General features: G+C 59.2%; 17 protein-coding genes. 6 read left to right on the top strand and 11 right to left on the bottom strand.

From position 1 onward, the window contains the following. Window positions 1-9 precede the first annotated feature (9 nt). The 3 genes from ACKTS9_RS11530 to uxuA all read right to left on the bottom strand — a co-directional run bounded on the left by ACKTS9_RS11530 (window position 10) and on the right by uxuA (window position 3398). Window positions 10-1365: an MATE family efflux transporter gene (locus ACKTS9_RS11530; protein ID WP_349214721.1), complete on the bottom strand. Its 1356-nt coding sequence runs from the start codon at window positions 1363-1365 to the stop codon at window positions 10-12. 108 nt (window positions 1366-1473) lie between these two features. Beyond that, the gene (locus ACKTS9_RS11525) at window positions 1474-2325 is read right to left on the bottom strand and encodes an SDR family oxidoreductase (RefSeq protein ID WP_349214723.1); all 852 of its coding nucleotides are present in this window, start codon (window positions 2323-2325) and stop codon (window positions 1474-1476) included. 26 nt (window positions 2326-2351) lie between these two features. After that, window positions 2352-3398 carry a mannonate dehydratase gene (gene uxuA / locus ACKTS9_RS11520; RefSeq protein ID WP_349214725.1) on the bottom strand — a complete coding sequence of 349 codons (1047 nt, stop codon included), beginning with the start codon at window positions 3396-3398 and terminating at the stop codon, window positions 2352-2354. 197 nt (window positions 3399-3595) lie between these two features. On the opposite strand from uxuA, the gene ACKTS9_RS11515 reads away from it, so the two are divergent. Both ACKTS9_RS11515 and ACKTS9_RS11510 read left to right on the top strand, forming a co-directional pair. Beyond that, window positions 3596-4477, top strand: a complete 882-nt coding sequence (locus tag ACKTS9_RS11515; protein WP_349214727.1) for an AraC family transcriptional regulator — start codon at window positions 3596-3598, stop codon at window positions 4475-4477. Window positions 4478-4482: 5 nt separating this feature from the next. Then, a complete protein-coding gene (locus ACKTS9_RS11510) occupies window positions 4483-5337 on the top strand; it encodes an aldose epimerase (protein WP_349214729.1) in 855 nt (284 codons plus the stop codon). A 60-nt stretch (window positions 5338-5397) separates the two neighbouring features. Here ACKTS9_RS11510 and ACKTS9_RS11505 read toward each other — a convergent pair whose 3' ends face one another. The 7 genes from ACKTS9_RS11505 to ACKTS9_RS11475 all read right to left on the bottom strand — a co-directional run bounded on the left by ACKTS9_RS11505 (window position 5398) and on the right by ACKTS9_RS11475 (window position 12596). Next, a complete protein-coding gene (locus tag ACKTS9_RS11505; protein WP_349214731.1) occupies window positions 5398-6102 on the bottom strand; it encodes a tyrosine-protein phosphatase in 705 nt (234 codons plus the stop codon). Then, on the bottom strand, window positions 6099-6929 hold the full coding sequence (locus ACKTS9_RS11500) for a carbohydrate ABC transporter permease (RefSeq protein WP_349214732.1): 831 nt from the start codon (window positions 6927-6929) through the stop codon (window positions 6099-6101). The genes ACKTS9_RS11505 and ACKTS9_RS11500 overlap by 4 nt, the downstream gene beginning before the upstream one ends. 13 nt (window positions 6930-6942) lie before the next feature. Continuing rightward, window positions 6943-7917 (bottom strand): carbohydrate ABC transporter permease, encoded by a 975-nt coding sequence (locus ACKTS9_RS11495; RefSeq protein ID WP_349214733.1) that lies wholly within the window; start codon window positions 7915-7917, stop codon window positions 6943-6945. A 7-nt stretch (window positions 7918-7924) separates the two neighbouring features. Further along, window positions 7925-9268, bottom strand: coding sequence for an ABC transporter substrate-binding protein (locus tag ACKTS9_RS11490; RefSeq protein WP_349214735.1), 1344 nt, complete (start codon window positions 9266-9268; stop codon window positions 7925-7927). Window positions 9269-9290: 22 nt separating this feature from the next. After that, the gene (locus tag ACKTS9_RS11485) at window positions 9291-10109 is read right to left on the bottom strand and encodes a metallophosphoesterase family protein (protein WP_407882114.1); all 819 of its coding nucleotides are present in this window, start codon (window positions 10107-10109) and stop codon (window positions 9291-9293) included. Window positions 10110-10586: 477 nt separating this feature from the next. Then, on the bottom strand, window positions 10587-11618 hold the full coding sequence (locus ACKTS9_RS11480) for a sugar kinase (protein ID WP_349214737.1): 1032 nt from the start codon (window positions 11616-11618) through the stop codon (window positions 10587-10589). A gap of 30 nt (window positions 11619-11648) precedes the next feature. After that, entirely contained in the window at window positions 11649-12596 is a 948-nt protein-coding gene (locus ACKTS9_RS11475; protein WP_349214739.1) for a bifunctional 4-hydroxy-2-oxoglutarate aldolase/2-dehydro-3-deoxy-phosphogluconate aldolase, read from the bottom strand. Between the two features lie 243 nt (window positions 12597-12839). On the opposite strand from ACKTS9_RS11475, the gene ACKTS9_RS11470 reads away from it, so the two are divergent. The 3 genes from ACKTS9_RS11470 to ACKTS9_RS11460 all read left to right on the top strand — a co-directional run bounded on the left by ACKTS9_RS11470 (window position 12840) and on the right by ACKTS9_RS11460 (window position 14387). Next, on the top strand, window positions 12840-13610 hold the full coding sequence (locus ACKTS9_RS11470; protein WP_349214741.1) for an IclR family transcriptional regulator: 771 nt from the start codon (window positions 12840-12842) through the stop codon (window positions 13608-13610). A 20-nt stretch (window positions 13611-13630) separates the two neighbouring features. Beyond that, window positions 13631-13906 carry a metal-sensing transcriptional repressor gene (locus tag ACKTS9_RS11465; RefSeq protein WP_407880905.1) on the top strand — a complete coding sequence of 92 codons (276 nt, stop codon included), beginning with the start codon at window positions 13631-13633 and terminating at the stop codon, window positions 13904-13906. A 226-nt stretch (window positions 13907-14132) separates the two neighbouring features. Further along, window positions 14133-14387, top strand: a complete 255-nt coding sequence (locus tag ACKTS9_RS11460; protein WP_407880902.1) for an HPr family phosphocarrier protein — start codon at window positions 14133-14135, stop codon at window positions 14385-14387. 54 nt (window positions 14388-14441) lie between these two features. Here the strand turns inward: ACKTS9_RS11460 and ACKTS9_RS11455 are convergent, their stop codons facing one another. After that, window positions 14442-15728 (bottom strand): hypothetical protein, encoded by a 1287-nt coding sequence (locus tag ACKTS9_RS11455; RefSeq protein ID WP_349214746.1) that lies wholly within the window; start codon window positions 15726-15728, stop codon window positions 14442-14444. Window positions 15729-15868: 140 nt separating this feature from the next. Between ACKTS9_RS11455 and ACKTS9_RS11450 the strand changes: the two genes are divergently transcribed. Beyond that, on the top strand, window positions 15869-17698 hold the full coding sequence (locus ACKTS9_RS11450) for a heavy metal translocating P-type ATPase (RefSeq protein WP_407880900.1): 1830 nt from the start codon (window positions 15869-15871) through the stop codon (window positions 17696-17698). Window positions 17699-17734: the final 36 nt, after the last annotated feature.

The raw sequence follows: 17734 nt of genomic DNA, 5'->3' as shown, positions 1-17734 counted from the left end.
CGTCCCTTTTTATTCAATGACCTTTTTCTGCTGCCACCGGTCGCCCTTGGCGCGCCACAGGAAAATGACCGCGCGCACGCACCAGTCGATATACATGGCCAGCCACACGCCCCGCAGGCCCATGTCCAGCGCATAGGCCAGCACATACGACATGCCGATGCGGAAGATCCACATGGAGACCATGCTGACGCACATGGTAAACTTTGCGTCGCCCGCAGCGCGCAGTGCGTTGGGAAGCACAAACGACGGCGTCCAGCTGAAAATGCTCCACAAACAGAACTCCCGCAAAATCTCCAGCGAGAGATCCGTGGTGCTGGCCGGCATGGCATAAAAGCCCACCAGCGGTTTGGCCAAAACCAGAATGAGCCCGTTCATCACAACAATGGTGGCCCAGGCTATCAAAAGCAGATTTCGGGTGTAAGTACGGGCCTGCTTCTTTTCGTCCGCTCCCATGCACCGGCCCACTACTGTGACCATGCCCAGGCCGATGGCGGCAGCAGGAATGCTGACCAGCGAACCGATGTTGTTGCAGATGGCGTTGGCCGCGATGGACGCCGTTCCGAACGAAGCCACCAAACCGGCTACCAGCAGCTTGCCGATCTGGAACATGCCGTTTTCAATACCGTTGGGAATGCCCACCTTCAAAATGCTGCGGATTTTTCCGCCGTCCAAATGCAGGTGCAGCACCTGTTCCAGATAGATGGGGTTCTGCCGGCTGCGCAGCAGGTACAGCACCATAAAGCAGGCGGTCATCCGGGAGAACAGACTGGCGGTAGCCGCGCCGGCCACCCCCATCTGGAACCCGTAAATCAGCAGCGCGTTGCCGCCGATGTTGATCACGTTCATAATAAACGACGCCAGCAGCGAAACCTTGGAGTTGCCCATGCTGCGGAACAGTGCCGCCCCCGCGTTGTACACTGCGATAAAGGGATAGGACAGCGCACTGAGCCAGAAATAAGTTTCCGCAGCCTGCATCACGTCCGGCTCCACCTGGCCGAACATCAGGCGCAGAAGATGGCGGTTGAACACAACGCACACCACCGCCAGCGTCACAGACAAGGCCAACACCACATACACCAGCTGCCGGGCCGAATCCCGGGCGCCGTCCCGATCCCGGCGGCCCAGATACTGGCTGGCCACCACGGCGCCGCCGGTGGCCATAGCCGCAAAGACCTGAATCAGCAGCAGGTTCGCCTGATCCACCAGAGAAATGCCGCTCACGGCCGCTTCGCCCACGGTGGAGACCATCATGGTATCCGCCATGCCCACCGTCACGGCCAAAAACTGTTCCAGCACCAGCGGCAGAATCAGCTTGCGCAGCTCCTGCCCCGTAAACACCGGCCGGACAAGCGTCTTTTCACTCATACATCCGCCCCCCTGTTTTCGCACCTACATTGTGCGCCTTTTCCCGTGGAAAAGCAAGGTGGGAGATGACAAAAGCCATCTCCCACCTTTGTGAAATTGTACCAAAAATTATACGCCGGAATAGGCAGAGAAGCCGCCGTCGATGGGCAGAACCACGCCGGTGATGAAGGAAGCCGCCTCATTGTTCAACAGGAACAGCAGGCCGCCGTCCAGCTCTTCGCTCTCGCCGAAACGGCCCATGGGGGTCGCAGCCAGGATCTTGCCGGTGCGGGCCGTGGGGGTGCCGTCTTCGTTCCACAGCAGCTTCGCGTTCTGCTTGGTGGAGAAGAAGCCCGGAGCAATGGCGTTCACGCGAATGCCCACTTTGGAGAAGTGAACAGCCAGCCACTGGGTGAAGTTGGAGATGGCCGCTTTGGCGCCGGAGTAAGCCGGGATCTTCGTCAGCGGAGTGAAGGCGTTCATGGAGCTGATGTTGATGATGTTGCAGCCCTCTTTGCCGATCATCTGACGGGCAAAAGCCTGGGTGGGGATCAGCGTGCCCAGGAAGTTCAGGTTGAACACGAATTCCACGCCGGAAGCGTCCAGGTCAAAGAAGCTCTTGGTGTCGGCGTCGATGTCGCCCAGCTCAAAATACTCTTTGTCGGTGGTGGCACGGGGGTTGTTGCCGCCGGCGCCGTTCACCAGAATGTCGCATTTGCCCAGGTCTTTTTCCACCTGGTCTGCCACGGCATAGCACACGTCTTTGTCCAGAACGTTGCATTTATAGGCTTTCGCCTCGCCGCCCTCTGCCACGATCTCGTCGGCAAATTTCTGCGCGGCTTCCTCGTTCAGGTCCAGCAGGGCCACTTTGGCGCCCGCACGGGCCAGGGTTTTTGCAAAAGCGCTGCAAAGCACGCCGCCGGCACCGGTGACAACGGCTACTTTTCCGCTCAGGTTGGTATCCAGAACATTCTTCTGCATAATGATCTCTCCTTTTTTAAAAATCCTTATTTGCGGTCTTTCTCGCAGGCTTCGAACAAGCCGTTGATATAGGTGGCGCCCAGAGCGCGGTCAAACAGGCCGTAGCCGGGTTTACCCGTCTCGCCCCAGATCATGCGGCCGTGGTCCGGACGGACATAGCCGTCGAAGCCGGTCTCCACCAGCGCCTTGACGATCTCATAGATATCCAGGCTGCCGCAGCTGGACAGGTGGGCGCGCTCCTCGAAGCTGCCGTCCTCCATAATCTTGACGTTGCGGATGTGCATGAAGCCGATGCGGCCCATGGCGGAATATTTGCGCACCATGGCGGGGATGTCGTTGGATTTGGCGCAGCCCAGAGAACCGGTGCACAGGCACAGGCTGTTGGCGGGGCTGTCCACCAGTTTCAGGAAGCGGTCCAGGTTGGCCTCGCAGGTGATGATGCGGGGCAGGCCGAAAATGGGATAGGGAGGATCGTCCGGATGAATGGCCATGACCACGCCGCACTCCTCGGCCACGGGGATGACCTTCTTCAGGAACTTCTCCAGGTTTTTCCACAGGCCCTCTTCGCCGATCTCGCCATAAGCGTTGATCAGTTCACGCACTTCGTCCTGGGTGTAGCTGGAGTCCCAGCCGGGCAGGTGAATGTCGTCTTTCAGCGGGTCCAGACCTTTCATCTGGTCCCAGTACATGACCAGGCTGGTGGAACCGTCCGGAGCTTTCTTATCCAGCTGGGTGCGGGTCCAGTCGAACACCGGCATGAAGTTGTAGGTGACGCATTTTACGCCGTATTTGGCGCAGCGGCGAATGTTTTCGCAATAGACTTCCAGCAGCTCGTCCACGTTGTTGCGGCCCAGCTTGATGTCCTCGTGCACGGGGATGGACTCCACCACATCGAAGACAAGGCCGTGCTCTTCGCACTGCTTTTTCATTTTGGCCAGGCTCTCTTCCGGCCAAACCTCGCCGGGTTTTACATCGTACACAGCGCTGACAATGCTGTGCATGCCGGGGATCTGGCTGATATACTCCAGGCTGATGGGGTCGGATTCGCCATACCAGCGGAACGACATTTTCATAGACAAAACCTCCTGTTGTTTTCAATGAAAGCCACGTGTCCTGCGCTTTCTTTATCTGGTTCTATTGTAGCGGATTGCGCCGCTTTTCTCAAGTTTAGTGTACCACTTTGATTTACAATAAAAATAGCTAAAATTGCTTTACTCATTGCGTATATTGTTGTAAACTGAAAAGTAAGATCACCGAAGGAGAAACACCCATGGCAAACCGCAACCAAAGCTTCACCCAGCGCCAGCACATGGTGCGCAGCAGCTTTGAAATTTACCGTTACTGCGATGCAAAACCCGGCGAAATTTCGCTTCATCACCATGATTTTTACGAGGTATATCTGTTCTTGGGCGGCCGGGTCTGCTATAATGTAGAGAGCCGGAACTATCGCCTTCTGCCCGGGGACATTCTGCTGATCGGCCCTACCGAACTGCACCAGCCCCGCATTGACAAAGACGCCGGCGTGTATGAACGCATTGTGCTCTGGCTGGACAAGCCGTTTCTGGAGCGTTTGAGCACCGACCGCATCAGCCTGACCCGCTGCTTTGACGTAAGCGTGCCGGGTCATACCAATCTGCTTCGCCCCTCTCCCTCGCAGCGGGCAGAGCTGCAAAGTCTGCTGGAGCAGCTGGCCCAGGAAAACCAAAGCGAAAGCTACGGTGCCGAGGTCATGTGCCAGGGGCTCCTGCTGCAGGTGATGGTGGCCCTGAACCGCCTTGCGGCCACCCTTCCCTCGGACGGGCTGAACGCCGAGCGGGACGCCGGGGTGGTGCCGCAGGTTCTGCGGTACATCAACGAGCATTACACCGACCCCCTTTCGCTGGAGTTGCTGTCCTCCAAATTTTTCGTCAGCAAGTACCACCTCTCCCACGAATTCAACCGGGTGGTGGGTACCAGCGTATACCGCTACATCGTTCAAAAGCGGCTTGTGATCGCCAAACAGATGCTGGCCGGGGGCGTTGCGCCCACCGATGTGTACCGCCACTGCGGGTTTGGCGATTATGCCAATTTTTACCGTGCGTTCAAAGCAGAGTATCACATCAGCCCGAAACAATATCCGGGCTGTGCGCATAATACGATCCATGGAGGTTGATGACAATGTTTACTGTTACCAAAACACCGTTCGGCGAATACACCGCGTATGTGCTGGCCGACACCGACGCAGGCACCACGGCGACCGTGGTGCCCGAAAAAGGCGGCATGGTGGTCAGCATGACCAAAAACGGCGAGGAGTATTCCTGGCTGCGTCACCCCAACTTTGAGCTGCCCGAGCGTCCCCGCTGCGGCGTACCCGCATGCTTCCCGGTGTGCGGCCCCACCCCCGATGAGGGCAACGAGTTTGAGGGCGGCCGCTATCCCATGGTAGTGCACGGCATCCTGCACACCACTCCCTGGGAATATGCGGGCCAGAGCACCCAGAACGGCGCTGCGGTGACCGTGACCGTCACGGACAACGAAGAGAGCCGCAAAAGCTATCCCTACGGGTTCCGCGTCACAGTGACTTACACGCTGAAAGGCAGTGTGCTGCGCTTTGACCAGAAATACGAAAACACCGGCGACAAAGCCATGCCCTTCTCCTTTGGTTTCCATCCCTATTTCTCCATCAGCGCGGTGGACAACCTGGTTTGGGACCTGACCGCCGAAAGCGTGCGCGACGCAGCCACCGGCGAGCTGACCCCCTTCACCGGCGTGGACTTCCCCTATGATCCGGACCAGACCACCCGTCATTACGCCGGCGTGAAGAGCCCCATGTCCTTCACCGACAAGGGCAACGGCCACCACGTGACCGTCCGCTTTGACGAGCACTTCACCAACGCTGTGCTGTGGCAGCAGGGCGCCGAAAAGTTCGTCTGCATGGAACCCTGGAACGGCTATCCCGGCAGCATGCGCGGCAAACACGAGGTGCTGGAGGCAGGCAAGAGCCTGGCCGCTTCTTTTGAAATCGAAATCTGATTTTTTCTCTCTAAAAAATACGCTCTGTTTTACAAAATTCGTGTAAAACAGAGCGTATTTTTATATTTGTTTGTCTGCCCAGACATCCACATCTTCGGGCGCTGCGCCGGCGGCCAGCAGCCAGCGGCGCGCGCCGCCCAGGCGGTCCAGCTCGCGCAGGGCCATCTCCATGGCATCTTCCTCACAGCCCAGCAGCGCCTGATAGAATGCCGGGTCCGTGCCCGGCGGAATGGTGGCCACATCCTGCTGCGGCGCGTCTGCCAGCATGGCCCGCGTGCAGGCGTAGTCCCGCACCACTTCTTCCCGGGGCACGCCCCCGCAGAGAAGAATCAGCGCAGCCAGCAGACCGGTGCGGTCCTTTCCGGCCGAGCAGTGAAACAGCACGCCCTGCCCCTGCCGCAGGCTTTCCGCCGCCAGATGAACAGCCCGTGCAAACACCGGCCCATGCACATGCAGCATGTGCAGATACAGCTCGCCCAGCCGGAAGGTGGGGTCCATCCGGCGCACGGTAAACAGCGGCGTATTATCGATGGTGACTTCCACCACCCGGGCCGGCACAAACGCCGGCGTGGGCTGGCGCAATTGTTCGTCCGGGCGCCGAAGGTCCAGAATGCATCCGATGCCCCACTGGCGCAGGCGGTCGGCATCCTCCTGGGTCAGCGCCGCCAGATGATCGGACCGCAGAAGCCGGCGCGGTCCACAGCCGGGAAGAAGTACCCCCAGATCCCGTGTATTGCGGGTACCCTGTAAAAGCGAAGCGTTCATTTGATCCCACTTTTCATAAAAGAGTCAATGATCTGTTTTTGCAGCACCATGTACAAAAGCAGAATCGGAAGGCTGGCCAGAACCGCGGCGGCCAGCAGCGGCCCCCACAGATTGCCCTCGCTGGACAAAAACATGCTCAGCCCGATTTGGACCGTGGCCTTGTCGATGCTGCGGGTGATGAGCAGCGGCCAGAAGTATTCGTTCCAGCAGTGGATGAACAGGATGATGCCCAGGGATGCCACCGGCCCCTTCAGGTTGGGCAGCACCACCTGCAGCAGCGTTTTCAGCGAGTTTGCCCCGTCCACCTGCGCCGCTTCAAAAATGGTTTTGGGGAAAGCGTTAAAACTTTGATACAACGTCAGAATGGCGAAAGCAGAGGCCAGATTGGGCAGCACGATGCCGGCCACGGTATCCCGCAGGCCCAGCTGAACCAGATTCACATAGTTGGGCAGCATGGTGGCCTGAAAGGGGACCAGCCAGGTCACGGTAAACAACCCATAGAACAGCTTTTTGCCGGGAAAATCCCACCGGGTCAGGGCGTAAGCCGCCAGGATCCCGGTGCACAGCTGCCCCACCATCTGAAAAACGCCGCTGGCAAAACTGCGGACGATCATGGTGGGCAGCGGGATCATTTCCAGTGCGTCGGCAAAATTCTGCAGCGTCACATTCTGGGGCAAAAGGGAAAAATAAAGAATTTCATCCGTGGGTTTGAAGGCGTTGAGCACCATCCACACCAGCGGGAACAGCGACAGCACACTGACCGCCGCCAGAAGCGCGTGGCCCGCCCACCGGACGGGCCCTCGATAAACAAGCACCTGTGTTTCCATGGCAATCCGCCCCCTAGTTGTCGTAATAGCTCAGTTTCTGTCCCACATGGCTCAGCACCAGAGCGATGAGACCGAAGCCCAGGAAGAACACCACCGCCGAAGAACTGGTCAGCCCTGAAGAGGAGGTGCGGAACCCTTTGTCCCACATGAAATAGTAGGCATTGATGGTGGAGTTCAGCGGGCCACCCTGGGTCAGTGTATCCACATAGGTGAAGCTCCAGCTGGATGCAAACAGAATGCTGAGCATGGTGTTGAACACCAGCGTGGGCGACAGAAGCGGCAGCGTGATGCGGAATGTCTGCTGCCAGAAACCTGCTCCGTCCATGGCTGCGGCCTGATAATACCCGTCGTCAATGTTCTGCACCGCACTGTAAAACAGCAGGGTGAAAAAGCCTGTCATTTTCCAGCCGGTGATGAAGATGATGCATCCCAGCGCATAGCGGGGATCGTTGAGGAAGGAGATGGACTCTTCGACGCCCATTCTCTCCAGCAGCTGATTCAGAAGGCCGCCCGCCGGATGCAGGATCCACCGGAACACCGCCGCAGCGGCCACGGGCGCCAGGATCATCGGCACAAAAATCATGCCCCGGTAAAAGGCGCTGGCCCGCTTTGTAATGCTTTTGGCAAAAATGGATACCAGCACCGGCAGCACGATGGAAAAGGGCAGCAGGCCCACCATCATCACCAGCGTGTTGACCACCGCGTTGGAAAAGCCCGGCGTGCGCAGCAATTTGGCAAAGTTGTCCAGCCCGCAGAATTGCGGCGTGGTGGTGGGCAGCATGTTCCAGTTGAAAAAGCTCAGGTAAAAGGTGCGCAGCAGAGGGTAATAGATCCACACGCACATCAGCACCAGCGCAGGCAGCAGATAAACATAGGGCTGCCAGCACACCCGGGCCAGTGCGCCGCGCTTTGTCTTTACAGCCGCCCGATTGCGGCCGGACCGGGGCAGCGCAAGCCCCGGTCCATATGTCAGCACATCACTTTTCATCGTTCACTCAGCCGTTCAAAAGCTCCTGATCCTGGGCGGCGGTGTCGTTTACGATCTGTTCCACCGGCTCATCCGTCCACAGGACCTTGTCCACCATTTCGTACAGAGACGCGCTCAGTGTCTGCCAGTTTTCCGTGGGGAAAGCCGTGGTCTGCCGCATGCGGGTCATCTGCTCCATGTTGACCCCCAGAAGCGGGTTTTCCTGCGCGAACTCATACAGAGCGCCGCCCTCTTCCACCAGCGCCGGGCGCAGGGGCAGATAACCGATCTCCGCCGTGATGATCTCGTAGCCGCGGTCGCTGGACACAAACTGCAGGAACCGCCATACCGCGTCCCGTTTGGCCTCGTCCTGGGTGAACACAAACAGCGCGCTGCCGGAGTTGGTGGGCACAGCCTCTTTGCCGGTGAAGGCGGGCATGGCCGCGCCGTACAGATCCCAGCCGCCGGCCTCAGCCGCTTTTTTCATGCTGGCGTGCACCGCGCTGGACTGCAGATACATGGCCAGGTTGCCGTTGGAAAACGCCTCGGTGGCCTCTTCCTCGGTCATGGTTCCGTGCACGCCGGCATCCGCCATGCCGCGCAGCATCTGCATGGCGCCCATGCCGCCCTCTTCGTTGAAGGTGATGGTGGAGCGGTCCTCAGACAAGATGCTGCCGCCGTTGGAATAAATCAGCGCCTGGGCGATCCACTCGCCGCTGGAGGCACCGGTGGTCGCTACATGCAGTGCTTCCACGTCCGGATTTGCCTCTTTGATGGCCTGGCCGTACTGCAGCACTTCGTCCCAGGTCTCAGGGGGATCGTTGGGGTCCAGCCCCGCCTGCTCGAACAGGGTGCCGTTGTAGAACAGCACCGGCGTGCTGAAGGTAAAGGGCAGGCAGTACGTTTTTCCGTCGTATTCGCCCAGTGCCAGTCCGTTGGGCGAGAACGTCTCAAAATTCTTGTCGAACTCTTCTTCGGTGGTCAAATCGTTGATGGCAACTGCGCCCAGACCGTTGATGGCAAAGTCCATGGCACGGAAGGGCAGCTGCGCCACATCAGGGACCTCACCGGCCGCCATATCGGCCTGCAGGCGGGCAGCCATATCAGAGTTGGACACCGGAACGCCCGTCACTTTTACGTCGGGATTCTGCGCCATAAACTCATCCATCAGCTTCTGCGTGGCTTCCTGCGCGGAAGCGTTCAACAGGGTGTAGCTGTAAAAGGTGATCTCCACCGGCTCCGTCTGCACATCTTCACTGCCCGCGGCAGCTGCCGTCTGCTGCGCAGCGCTTTCACTGTTCTGGCCGCAGGCCGCCAGAGATACCGCCAGGGCGGCTGTCAGGCCCAGAGCCATCCATTTTTTGAAATTCATTCTTCTTCCCTCTCTCACAAATTTATTTTTCTGCATGATACTCCCGCATCTGCTGCGGCGTCATGCGGACCAGAAGCGGCCGCTCGTCCAGGCAGAAGGGGGACCAGTAAAAACCTTGATCGTACACGGCGCAGAACTGGGCCTGAATTCCGTCCACAAAGCTCAGCGCGCCGCCCTGCGGCATCTCAATGGCAAAAGCCGTTCCCGCACCGGTGTAGACCGGCGTGCCGCCCGGCAGCATTGCCGCCGTGGGAAAGTGTTTGTGCCCTGCCAGCACAGCTTTGACCGGATATCGCTCCAGGATCTTCTGGAACAGCTCCGGTTTCTGCAAATTGTTCTGGTTGGTGGCATACACGGTCGTCCCGCAGGGCGGGTGGTGCAGAGCCACCACGGTCGGCGTGGCACAGGTTTTCTGCAGCTGATCTTCCAGCCATTGCAGCTGTTCGCTGTCCAGCCGGCCGGGCACCTGATCGTCCACGGCCGAGTCCAGCACCAAAAGACGCAGGCCCGGCATTTTTATGCGGTAGTAGTACGGGCCGCTGTGCGCCGGCATTTCGCAGTAACCGCGGTAGAAGGCGTCGTGCCGGTCGTGATTGCCCAGCGCCACATGAGTCGGCATGCCGTACCGCCGCTCCATGTTTTCCACAAACTGTTTTGCGGCGGTGTAATCCGCCGGGCCGCCCTCGTGTACAAAGTCACCGGTGATCAGCACAAAATCCGGCTTTTGGTCCAGTTTCGCCGCAGCCGCATAGACCTTCTCCAGCCGCTCGGGCGAAGAACAGATGGGCGAGCGGTTCTCTCCAAAACACAGATGCGTGTCGGAAATATGCAAAAAATTCACGATTTCCAATCGAACGGGTTCCTCCCCTCAAAGAGGTTTTTGATGCGGCGGCTTTCCGGACAGCCACCGTTGCCATTGTAGCACCGGCGCCATTTTTTTGCATGCATCTTTCCGTCAAAAGTTTGAAAAAATAAATTTTACATCGTTTGTTTATTTTTGTTCGAATGCATAAAAATGCATCTTTTTCCCGTCCGGTTACACAAAAAAGTGCCAAACATTTTGTTCTTCAAGTCCCTGGTGTAAAATCCCGTGGCCGCACAGGTAAAATAAAGGTGCAAAAAGCAGCCCCGCAGACAAAACATCCGTGGGGCTGCTTTTTGCATGGTTTCTGCGACGGCACGCCGGTTTGGCGGCAAACCGGAAACCAAAAACACCGCCCCTTTCGGAGCGGTGTTTCTGGGTTTGAGAGATTCTTGAGTTTTTTTAACGGAGCGGCGGCAAGCGCTAATTACCGCCGAACCGGAACAAGCAAAATGCTTAGCGCTGGATGCGGCCGGAACCGTCGCCGCCAGCCAGTTTCTCCACTTCGGAAACGGTGACCATGTTGTAGTCGCCCTCGATGGAGTGTTTCAGAGCAGAAGCCGCCACTGCGAACTCAACCGCAGCCTGGGTGTCCTTGCCGTTCAGCAGGCTGTAGATCAGGCCGCCGCCGAAGCTGTCGCCGCCGCCCACACGGTCGATGATGTGCAGGTCGTATTTCTTGGAGAAGCAATACTCGTCCTTGGCAACGTTGTACAGCATAGCGCTCCAGCCGTTGTCGAAAGCAGAGTGGCTCTCACGCAGGGTGATGGCAACCATCTCAAAGTTGAACTTGTCAGCCAGCTGTTTGGCCACGCTCTTGTAGCCCTCGTGGTTCAGGGTACCGGCATAGATGTCCGTCGCCTCGGCCTCGATACCGAACACGTCCTTGGCATCCTCCTCGTTGGAGATGCACACGTCCACATACTGGCACAGGTCGGTCATGGCAGCGCGGGCCTCTTCACGGGTCCACAGTTTGCCGCGGTAGTTCAGATCGCAGCTGATCTTCACGCCGTGCGCTTTTGCAGCTTTGCAGGCCTCGCGGCAGATCTCAACCACATTGGGTCCCAGCGCCGGGGTGATGCCGGTGAAGTGGAACCAGTCCACGCCCTCAAAGATGGCGTCCCAATCAAAGTCAGCCGTGGTGGCTTCCTGAATGGCGGAATGAGCACGGTCATAGATGCACACGCTGCCGCGCTGAGAAGCACCCTTCTCGTTGAAGTAGATGCCCACACGGTTGCCGCCGCGGGTGATCTTGCTGGTGTCTACGCCGTAGCGGCGCAGGCTGTTCACAGCCGCCTGGCCGATGGCATGGGCGGGCAGTTTGGTGACGTAGGAAACGTCGATTCCGTAGTTGGCCAGGGACACAGCCACGTTGGCCTCGCCGCCGCCGAAGGTAAACTCCAGATGGTCGGCCTGAACAAAACGCTCGTAGTTATAGGGCTGCAGGCGAATCATCAGCTCGCCGAAGGTGACAACTTTTTTAGACATGTCCAATGCTCTCCTTTATACTCTTTATAATTATTTCTGAACCAGGTGAATGGCAAAGCCGGCGATCTCATCCTTGAAGTACGCGGCTTTGGCGGTGACGGTCTCCTCGCGGAACTCAAAGCCTTTGGCCTTGAAGTAAGCGATGGCACGGGGCAGGGTGTTGGTGCCGATGGCGATGTGGCCGTTTTTGCCCAGATACATTTTCTTCATGATCTCCACGCCTTTGTTGCCCACAAAGATGCTGGAGTTGCCCTCGGCAATGTCAAAGCCGAACATGGCGCCGAACAGCTTGGCCGCCTTCATGGCCTCTTCGGCGTTCTCGGTATTGATGCCGATGTGCTTGACTTCGAAGCCCAGCATGGTGTTCACGGCCTCGCGGGTCAAACGCTCGATCTCGTCCCACTTCTCGGCCTCGATCAGGTCTTTCTTCACCATCCAGGTGCCGCCGCAGGCGATGATCTTGTTGAAGGACAGGTAGTCCATCAGGTTTTTGGCGTTCACGCCGCCGGTGGGCATCCAGCGCAGGTTGGTGTAGGGGCCGGCCACTGCTTTCAGCTTGGCCACGCCGCCGTTCTGCTCAGCCGGGAAGAATTTCACCACGTCCAGGCCCATGCTCATGGCCTGCTCCATCTCACCGGGGGTGGCGGTGCCGGGCATCATCAGCATGCCTTTGTCAATGACGTATTTGGTGATCTCGGGGTTGAAGCCCGGGCTCACGATGAATTTCACGCCCGCGGCAATGGCGCGATCCGCCTGCTCTTTGGTCAGAACGGTGCCGGCGCCCACCAGCATCTCAGGCACTTCCGCCACGATGCGTTTGATGGCTTCCTCCGCGGCGGCGGTGCGGAAGGTCACCTCCGCGGCGGGCAGGCCGCCTTTTACCAGGGCCTTCGCCAGGGGCACGGCTTTTTCCGCGTCATCCAGAGCGATTACAGGCACAATACCGATCTCGTAGATTCTTTGCAGCACGTCGTTCATGATATCTTCTCCTTTGTCAAAGCGTGGCGTTCCGCATTACGGAACTGCGTTCCACTTTCTTGCTGACTTCATTATAAACATCCCGATGCGGATGTCAATGCGTTTCGTTCGGTTTTTTTGAAAAGCTTGCAAACACGGCATTTTCATGCTTTTTTCCCTTGCTTTTCCGCGCGGGATACCGTACAATACAATGGAACGGTGTTTCACATTGTGGAATTCGCAAAAAACACAGGAGGGTTGTTTGTGGAAAATGTTCATGGCGGCGTGCAGAGTGTGGCGCGTATTTTTTCGCTGATCGAGGTGCTCAGCGCGCATCCGCAGGGCGCGTCTCTGCAGACCATCAGCGCGGAGAGCGGACTTGCCAAAAGTACCACCCATCGGCTTTTGTCCAGCCTGGTGGCATTGGGGTATGCCGTGCAGGACAGCTTTTCCACCCATTACCGCCTGACGCTGAAAATGTTCGAGCTGTCCAGCGGCATTGTCAATGACATGGACATTCTGTCCGTGGCCAAGCCCCATTTGGACAAGCTTTCCCGCCACACGGGCGAAGCGGTGCATCTGGTCATTCAGGACGGCATCGATATTGTATATATTTATAAAGCAGAGGCAGGCATCGGGTCCATGCGTATGTCCAGCCATGTGGGGCTGCGCATTCCCATGTACTGCACCGGTGTGGGCAAGGCCATTCTGGCCACCCAAAGCTATGGCGAGGCCGAGCGCGTCTGGCGCAAAAGCACCATCCGGCCGTTGACCCAGCACACCATCACCCATTTTGACGCGCTGGTGGAAGAGCTGAAGCGGGTGCGCATGGCGGGCTACGCGGTGGATGACGAGGAAAACGAGCTGGGCATTCGCTGTGTGGCGCTGGCGGTGCCCGGCATGAACGGCCGGGCCGAAGCGGCGTTCAGCATCTCGGGTCTTGCAGCCCAGATGACGCCCCAGCGCATGAAAGACCTGGCGCAGATGGGCCTTGCCACGCGGCAGGACATTCTGCGGGACCTGGGCTGGCATTAAGAAAAGGACAGGTGCAGACGATGAAACAGTGTATGGATGCAGAAAACCTTCACCGCCGGCTGAAAAAAATTGCCGGTCAGGTCAACGCCATCGATAAAATGGTGGATGAGGACGTGCCCTGCGAAGACGTGCTCATCCAGATCAACGCAGTGAAAAGCGCTTTGCACAAAGTGGGCCAGATCGTGCTGGAAGGGCATTTGAACCACTGCGTGCGGGACGGCATTGAGCACGGCGACGCAGACAAAACCATTGCCAACTTTGCCAAGGCCATCGAGCACTTTTCCCGCATGAGCTGACACAGGGCTCTGTGAAATCGCCCGGCCCGGTTGCAACCGGGCGGCCAAATCTGTATAATAATCAGTAGAAATTCTTTTTGATTGCAAGATCAGCCTGCGCCTTTGCGGCGGCTTCCCCATGGTTTTCCCCCTTCCCCCCAAAAACCGACCGGGTCGCCTTTTTCCGCACAGGCGGCGTTCTCCGCTTTGCAGAGCGCCGGGTCTGATCGGATGGGAGGAAGCGCGTATGTTGAAAAAAGATGTTATGATCTCCGAGCGGTTTCAAACGCGGGAATACCCGGTATCCAAACTCATCCAAACCGCGAACAGTTTTCAGAGCGATGTTTTTCTGGAGTGCGGCCCCAGCCGCGCCAACGCTAAAAGCATGCTGGGCATGCTGGCACTGAACTTATGGCCCGGAATGACCGTGACCGTCGTTGCCGACGGACCGGACGAAGGCCCGGCGCTGGACGCCGTGGACCGGCTCTTGTCCGGGACCTGATCCGACATCTGAAAAGAACGCACAAAAAAAGAGGGGCAATGCCCCTCTTTTTTCTTATGCAAAACGGTTGCCCGCCAAAAAATCCTCCGCATCCAGCACGCCCCAGACCGGGCACTGCCCGTTCCACTGCCCGAACTCTCCCGCAGCGGCGGGACGGGTGCCCCACACAGCCAGCACCCAACGGTCGTCGGCATATAAAATGGGCACCGGCTGCCGCCAGCCCTCCCACAAAATCTGCTGCGGCAGCGGCGTGGCCCCGCCCTGCACCGTGTCCACCGCAAAGCGGCTGACGGTGGTCTGTCCCGGCAGTGAATCCCGGGGCCGCATCTCGATCACCAGCATGTCTCCGATTTTGGCCGGGCAGTCCACAAAATTCTTGCCCCACTGGGAACCAAAAGACGCCAGCACCGTATCTCTGCCGGTGGAAAAATCCGCTTTGTGCAAATCACCGTTTTCGTAAAACAGATAGCAGGCGTCCCCGTACACAAATCCCGCGGCCTGGTACTGCCGCCAATGAACCAGCGTGTGTTCCTGCCCCTGGTCATCGATGAAAAAGAGGCTGTGGATCTGGGAATTGATTTTTGCATCCCACTCTTCGGTGGGCACCTGACGGGACAGGCCGCCCTCGAAAATGCGCTTCATCACCACACGGTTTTCAAACACGCCCTGAATCATCACATTGTCCCGGGGATGGCTCAGCCGGGCCAGCGTTTCCACCGTGCCGTCGTCCAAATGCACCCGGGCCAGCCGCCGGTCCCGGACGCTGCCGCCGTCGGAAAGCGTGTCGATCAATGTGTACAGATTGTCATGGTCCGCCGCGCAGTACAGGCCCGGCGCCTCATCAGGCTCAAAGGTGACCACGGTGCGGCTGCCGGTGCCATCCGTCGCCCGCACTTCCACCCGGGCAGGTGTCGGCGGAGTCCGCCCCAATGCCGGGAGCCGGGGATGGACCAGCACCACCCGGTTTTGCTGCGCCACCAGACGGGGCTGGCCCGCCGAAGTGCACACAAAAGCCGGGCAGGTTTCATCCGTGTGAACGCAGCCGGACCGGCCGCACAGAATCCGCCGCTGGCCGGACGCGAAATCCGTACAGGTGAGCACCGAAGTGCCCGCAGGGTTTGTGAGAATTTGATAGTAACCGTCTTCGTTGGCGCTGCCATCTTTCAAATCGTAGAAACGCAGCGGTCCCGCAGTCTGTGCGGCAGGCTGGGGATCGGTCTCTTCCGGCTGCGGGGCGCTGGAGGCCGGAACCGGAACAGAGGAAGAAGGCACGGCGGGCGCGCAGGCCGCCAGAAACACCAGCGCCAGCACGCAAACGGCCTTTGAAAACCGGTTTCTCATGGACACCCCTCCTCTTTTTCAAAATACCGCAAATTTGTCACCGACTTGTATCGGCAAAAGTCACGGAGTGTCTTGACAGGGATTTTTTGCAGCGCTACTATATACCCATACCCCCTATATGTATATTAGGAGTGAGGAACATGTTGCGGCGTATCAAATCGTTTTCTACCAGCCGGGAACAGCGGGAGGTCCTGCTGCTGGTGCTGGGTGGACTTTCGTTGGCGGCCAGCTTTTTTGCAAACGGGCGCTGGTGGCCGGACCCGGCCTGGATCGCGGTGATCCTGTGCGGGATTCCCATTTTGAAAGAAGCGGCCGAAGGGCTTGTGACCCGCTTTGACATCAAGGCGGACGTTCTGGTGTCGCTGGCGCTGATCGCGTCGGTGTGCATCGGAGAAATTTTCGCGGCGGGCGAAGTGGCCTTCATTATGCAGATCGGCGCGCTGCTGGAAGAGCGCACCGTGGCCAAAGCCCGGGCAGGCATTGAACGGCTGGTACGGCTGACCCCCCGCACGGCCCGCCGCGTGACTGCCGGCGGCGAGGAGACCATTGATGCGCAGACCGTGCAGGCCGGCGACGTCCTGCGGGTTCTGCCCGGCGAGACCGTTCCCGCAGACGGACGGGTGCTCACGGGTGTCACTTCGGTGGATCAGGCTGTGATGACCGGCGAATCCATCCCTGTGGACAAAGGCCCCGGCGACCCCGTGTTCAGCGGGACCGTAAACCAGTTCGGCGCGTTTGACATGCGCGCAGACCGGGTGGGCGAGGACAGTTCCCTGCAGCGCATGATCCGTCTGGTGCAGTCCGCGGATGCGGGCAAAGCGAAAATCGTGGGCATTGCGGACCGGTGGGCCACCTGGATCGTGGTGGCCGCCCTGTCGGCGGCAGCGCTGACCTGGCTGGTCACCGGCCAGCTGATCCGGGCCGTGACCATTCTGGTGGTCTTCTGTCCTTGTGCGCTGGTGCTGGCCACGCCCACCGCCATCACGGCGGCCATCGGAAACGCCACGCGCCACGGCTTTCTGGTGCGGGAAGGAGACGCACTGGAGCGGCTGGCACAGGTCAAAAAAGCTGCATTTGACAAAACCGGAACGCTGACCCTGGGCCAGCCTTCGGTGCAGCGTGTGCAGCCGCAAAACGGCTGGTCGGAAGACGAACTGTTCGCGCTGACCGCCGGAGCCGAGCGCCTGTCCGAGCATCCGCTGGGCAAGGCCGTTGTGCGGGACTTTGAAACACGGTATGGTCGGCCCGCCCCTGCCTGCACCGATTTTGAAATGGTGCCCGGACGGGGTGTGCGGGCGGTGGTGAACGGCCACCCGGTGGCGGCGGGAAGCCTCGCGCTGCTGGAAAGTCTGGGCATTGCCCCGCCCCCGGAAACCGACGCCACCCGCATTTGCGTTGCGGTGGACGGGCAGGCCGCGGGTGTGCTGACGCTGGCGGACACGGTGCGCTCTACAGCCGCCCAAACCGTGCAGGCGCTGAGAGAACAGGGCGTGGAACCGGTGCTTCTGACCGGCGACCACGCGGGTGCTGCGGCAGCCATCGCCGGGCCCCTGGGCATTCGGGAAGTGTACGCGGACTGCCTGCCCGAGGACAAGCTGCGCCGCATTGACCAGCTGCAGAGCGCCGGGCAGCCGGTGTGCATGGTGGGCGACGGCGTCAACGACGCGCCCGCGCTGAAACGCGCCTTTGTGGGCATTGCCATGGGCAAAACCGGCAGCGACATTGCCGTGGACGCGGCGGACATCGCCCTGGTCAGCGACGACATCCGCCAGCTGCCCCATCTGACCGCTCTGGCCCGGCGCATGATGACGGTCATCCGCATCAACCTCACTTTTTCCATGGCGCTGAACTTTGCGGCGGTGGCACTGGCCATGACCGGCGTTTTGAACCCGGTGGTGGGTGCGCTGGTGCACAACGCCGGTTCGGTGCTGGTGATCCTGCATTCCGCGCTTTTGCTGAAATTCCGGTAAAACAAACGGGACGGTCAAGCCACGCTTGACCGTCCC

It is taken from the genome of Owariibacterium komagatae (assembly GCF_045865535.1).
Taxonomy (GTDB): domain Bacteria; phylum Bacillota; class Clostridia; order Oscillospirales; family Ruminococcaceae; genus Ruthenibacterium; species Ruthenibacterium komagatae.
Note: the sequence above shows the minus strand (reverse complement) of the source record. Positions and strands in the feature narration are given on the sequence as shown.

Excerpts from the sequence above, each read along its gene's own strand:
- ACKTS9_RS11530 (WP_349214721.1), bottom strand. The coding sequence starts at position 1,365 with ATGAGTGAAAAGACGCTTGTCCGGCCGGTGTTTACGGGGCAGGAGCTG.
- ACKTS9_RS11525 (WP_349214723.1), bottom strand. The coding sequence starts at position 2,325 with ATGCAGAAGAATGTTCTGGATACCAACCTGAGCGGAAAAGTAGCCGTT.
- uxuA (WP_349214725.1), bottom strand. The coding sequence starts at position 3,398 with ATGAAAATGTCGTTCCGCTGGTATGGCGAATCCGACCCCATCAGCCTG.
- ACKTS9_RS11515 (WP_349214727.1), top strand. The coding sequence starts at position 3,596 with ATGGCAAACCGCAACCAAAGCTTCACCCAGCGCCAGCACATGGTGCGC.
- ACKTS9_RS11510 (WP_349214729.1), top strand. The coding sequence starts at position 4,483 with ATGTTTACTGTTACCAAAACACCGTTCGGCGAATACACCGCGTATGTG.
- ACKTS9_RS11505 (WP_349214731.1), bottom strand. The coding sequence starts at position 6,102 with ATGAACGCTTCGCTTTTACAGGGTACCCGCAATACACGGGATCTGGGG.
- ACKTS9_RS11500 (WP_349214732.1), bottom strand. The coding sequence starts at position 6,929 with ATGGAAACACAGGTGCTTGTTTATCGAGGGCCCGTCCGGTGGGCGGGC.
- ACKTS9_RS11495 (WP_349214733.1), bottom strand. The coding sequence starts at position 7,917 with ATGAAAAGTGATGTGCTGACATATGGACCGGGGCTTGCGCTGCCCCGG.
- ACKTS9_RS11490 (WP_349214735.1), bottom strand. The coding sequence starts at position 9,268 with ATGAATTTCAAAAAATGGATGGCTCTGGGCCTGACAGCCGCCCTGGCG.
- ACKTS9_RS11480 (WP_349214737.1), bottom strand. The coding sequence starts at position 11,618 with ATGTCTAAAAAAGTTGTCACCTTCGGCGAGCTGATGATTCGCCTGCAG.
- ACKTS9_RS11475 (WP_349214739.1), bottom strand. The coding sequence starts at position 12,596 with ATGAACGACGTGCTGCAAAGAATCTACGAGATCGGTATTGTGCCTGTA.
- ACKTS9_RS11465 (WP_407880905.1), top strand. The coding sequence starts at position 13,631 with ATGAAACAGTGTATGGATGCAGAAAACCTTCACCGCCGGCTGAAAAAA.
- ACKTS9_RS11460 (WP_407880902.1), top strand. The coding sequence starts at position 14,133 with ATGTTGAAAAAAGATGTTATGATCTCCGAGCGGTTTCAAACGCGGGAA.
- ACKTS9_RS11455 (WP_349214746.1), bottom strand. The coding sequence starts at position 15,728 with ATGAGAAACCGGTTTTCAAAGGCCGTTTGCGTGCTGGCGCTGGTGTTT.
- ACKTS9_RS11450 (WP_407880900.1), top strand. The coding sequence starts at position 15,869 with ATGTTGCGGCGTATCAAATCGTTTTCTACCAGCCGGGAACAGCGGGAG.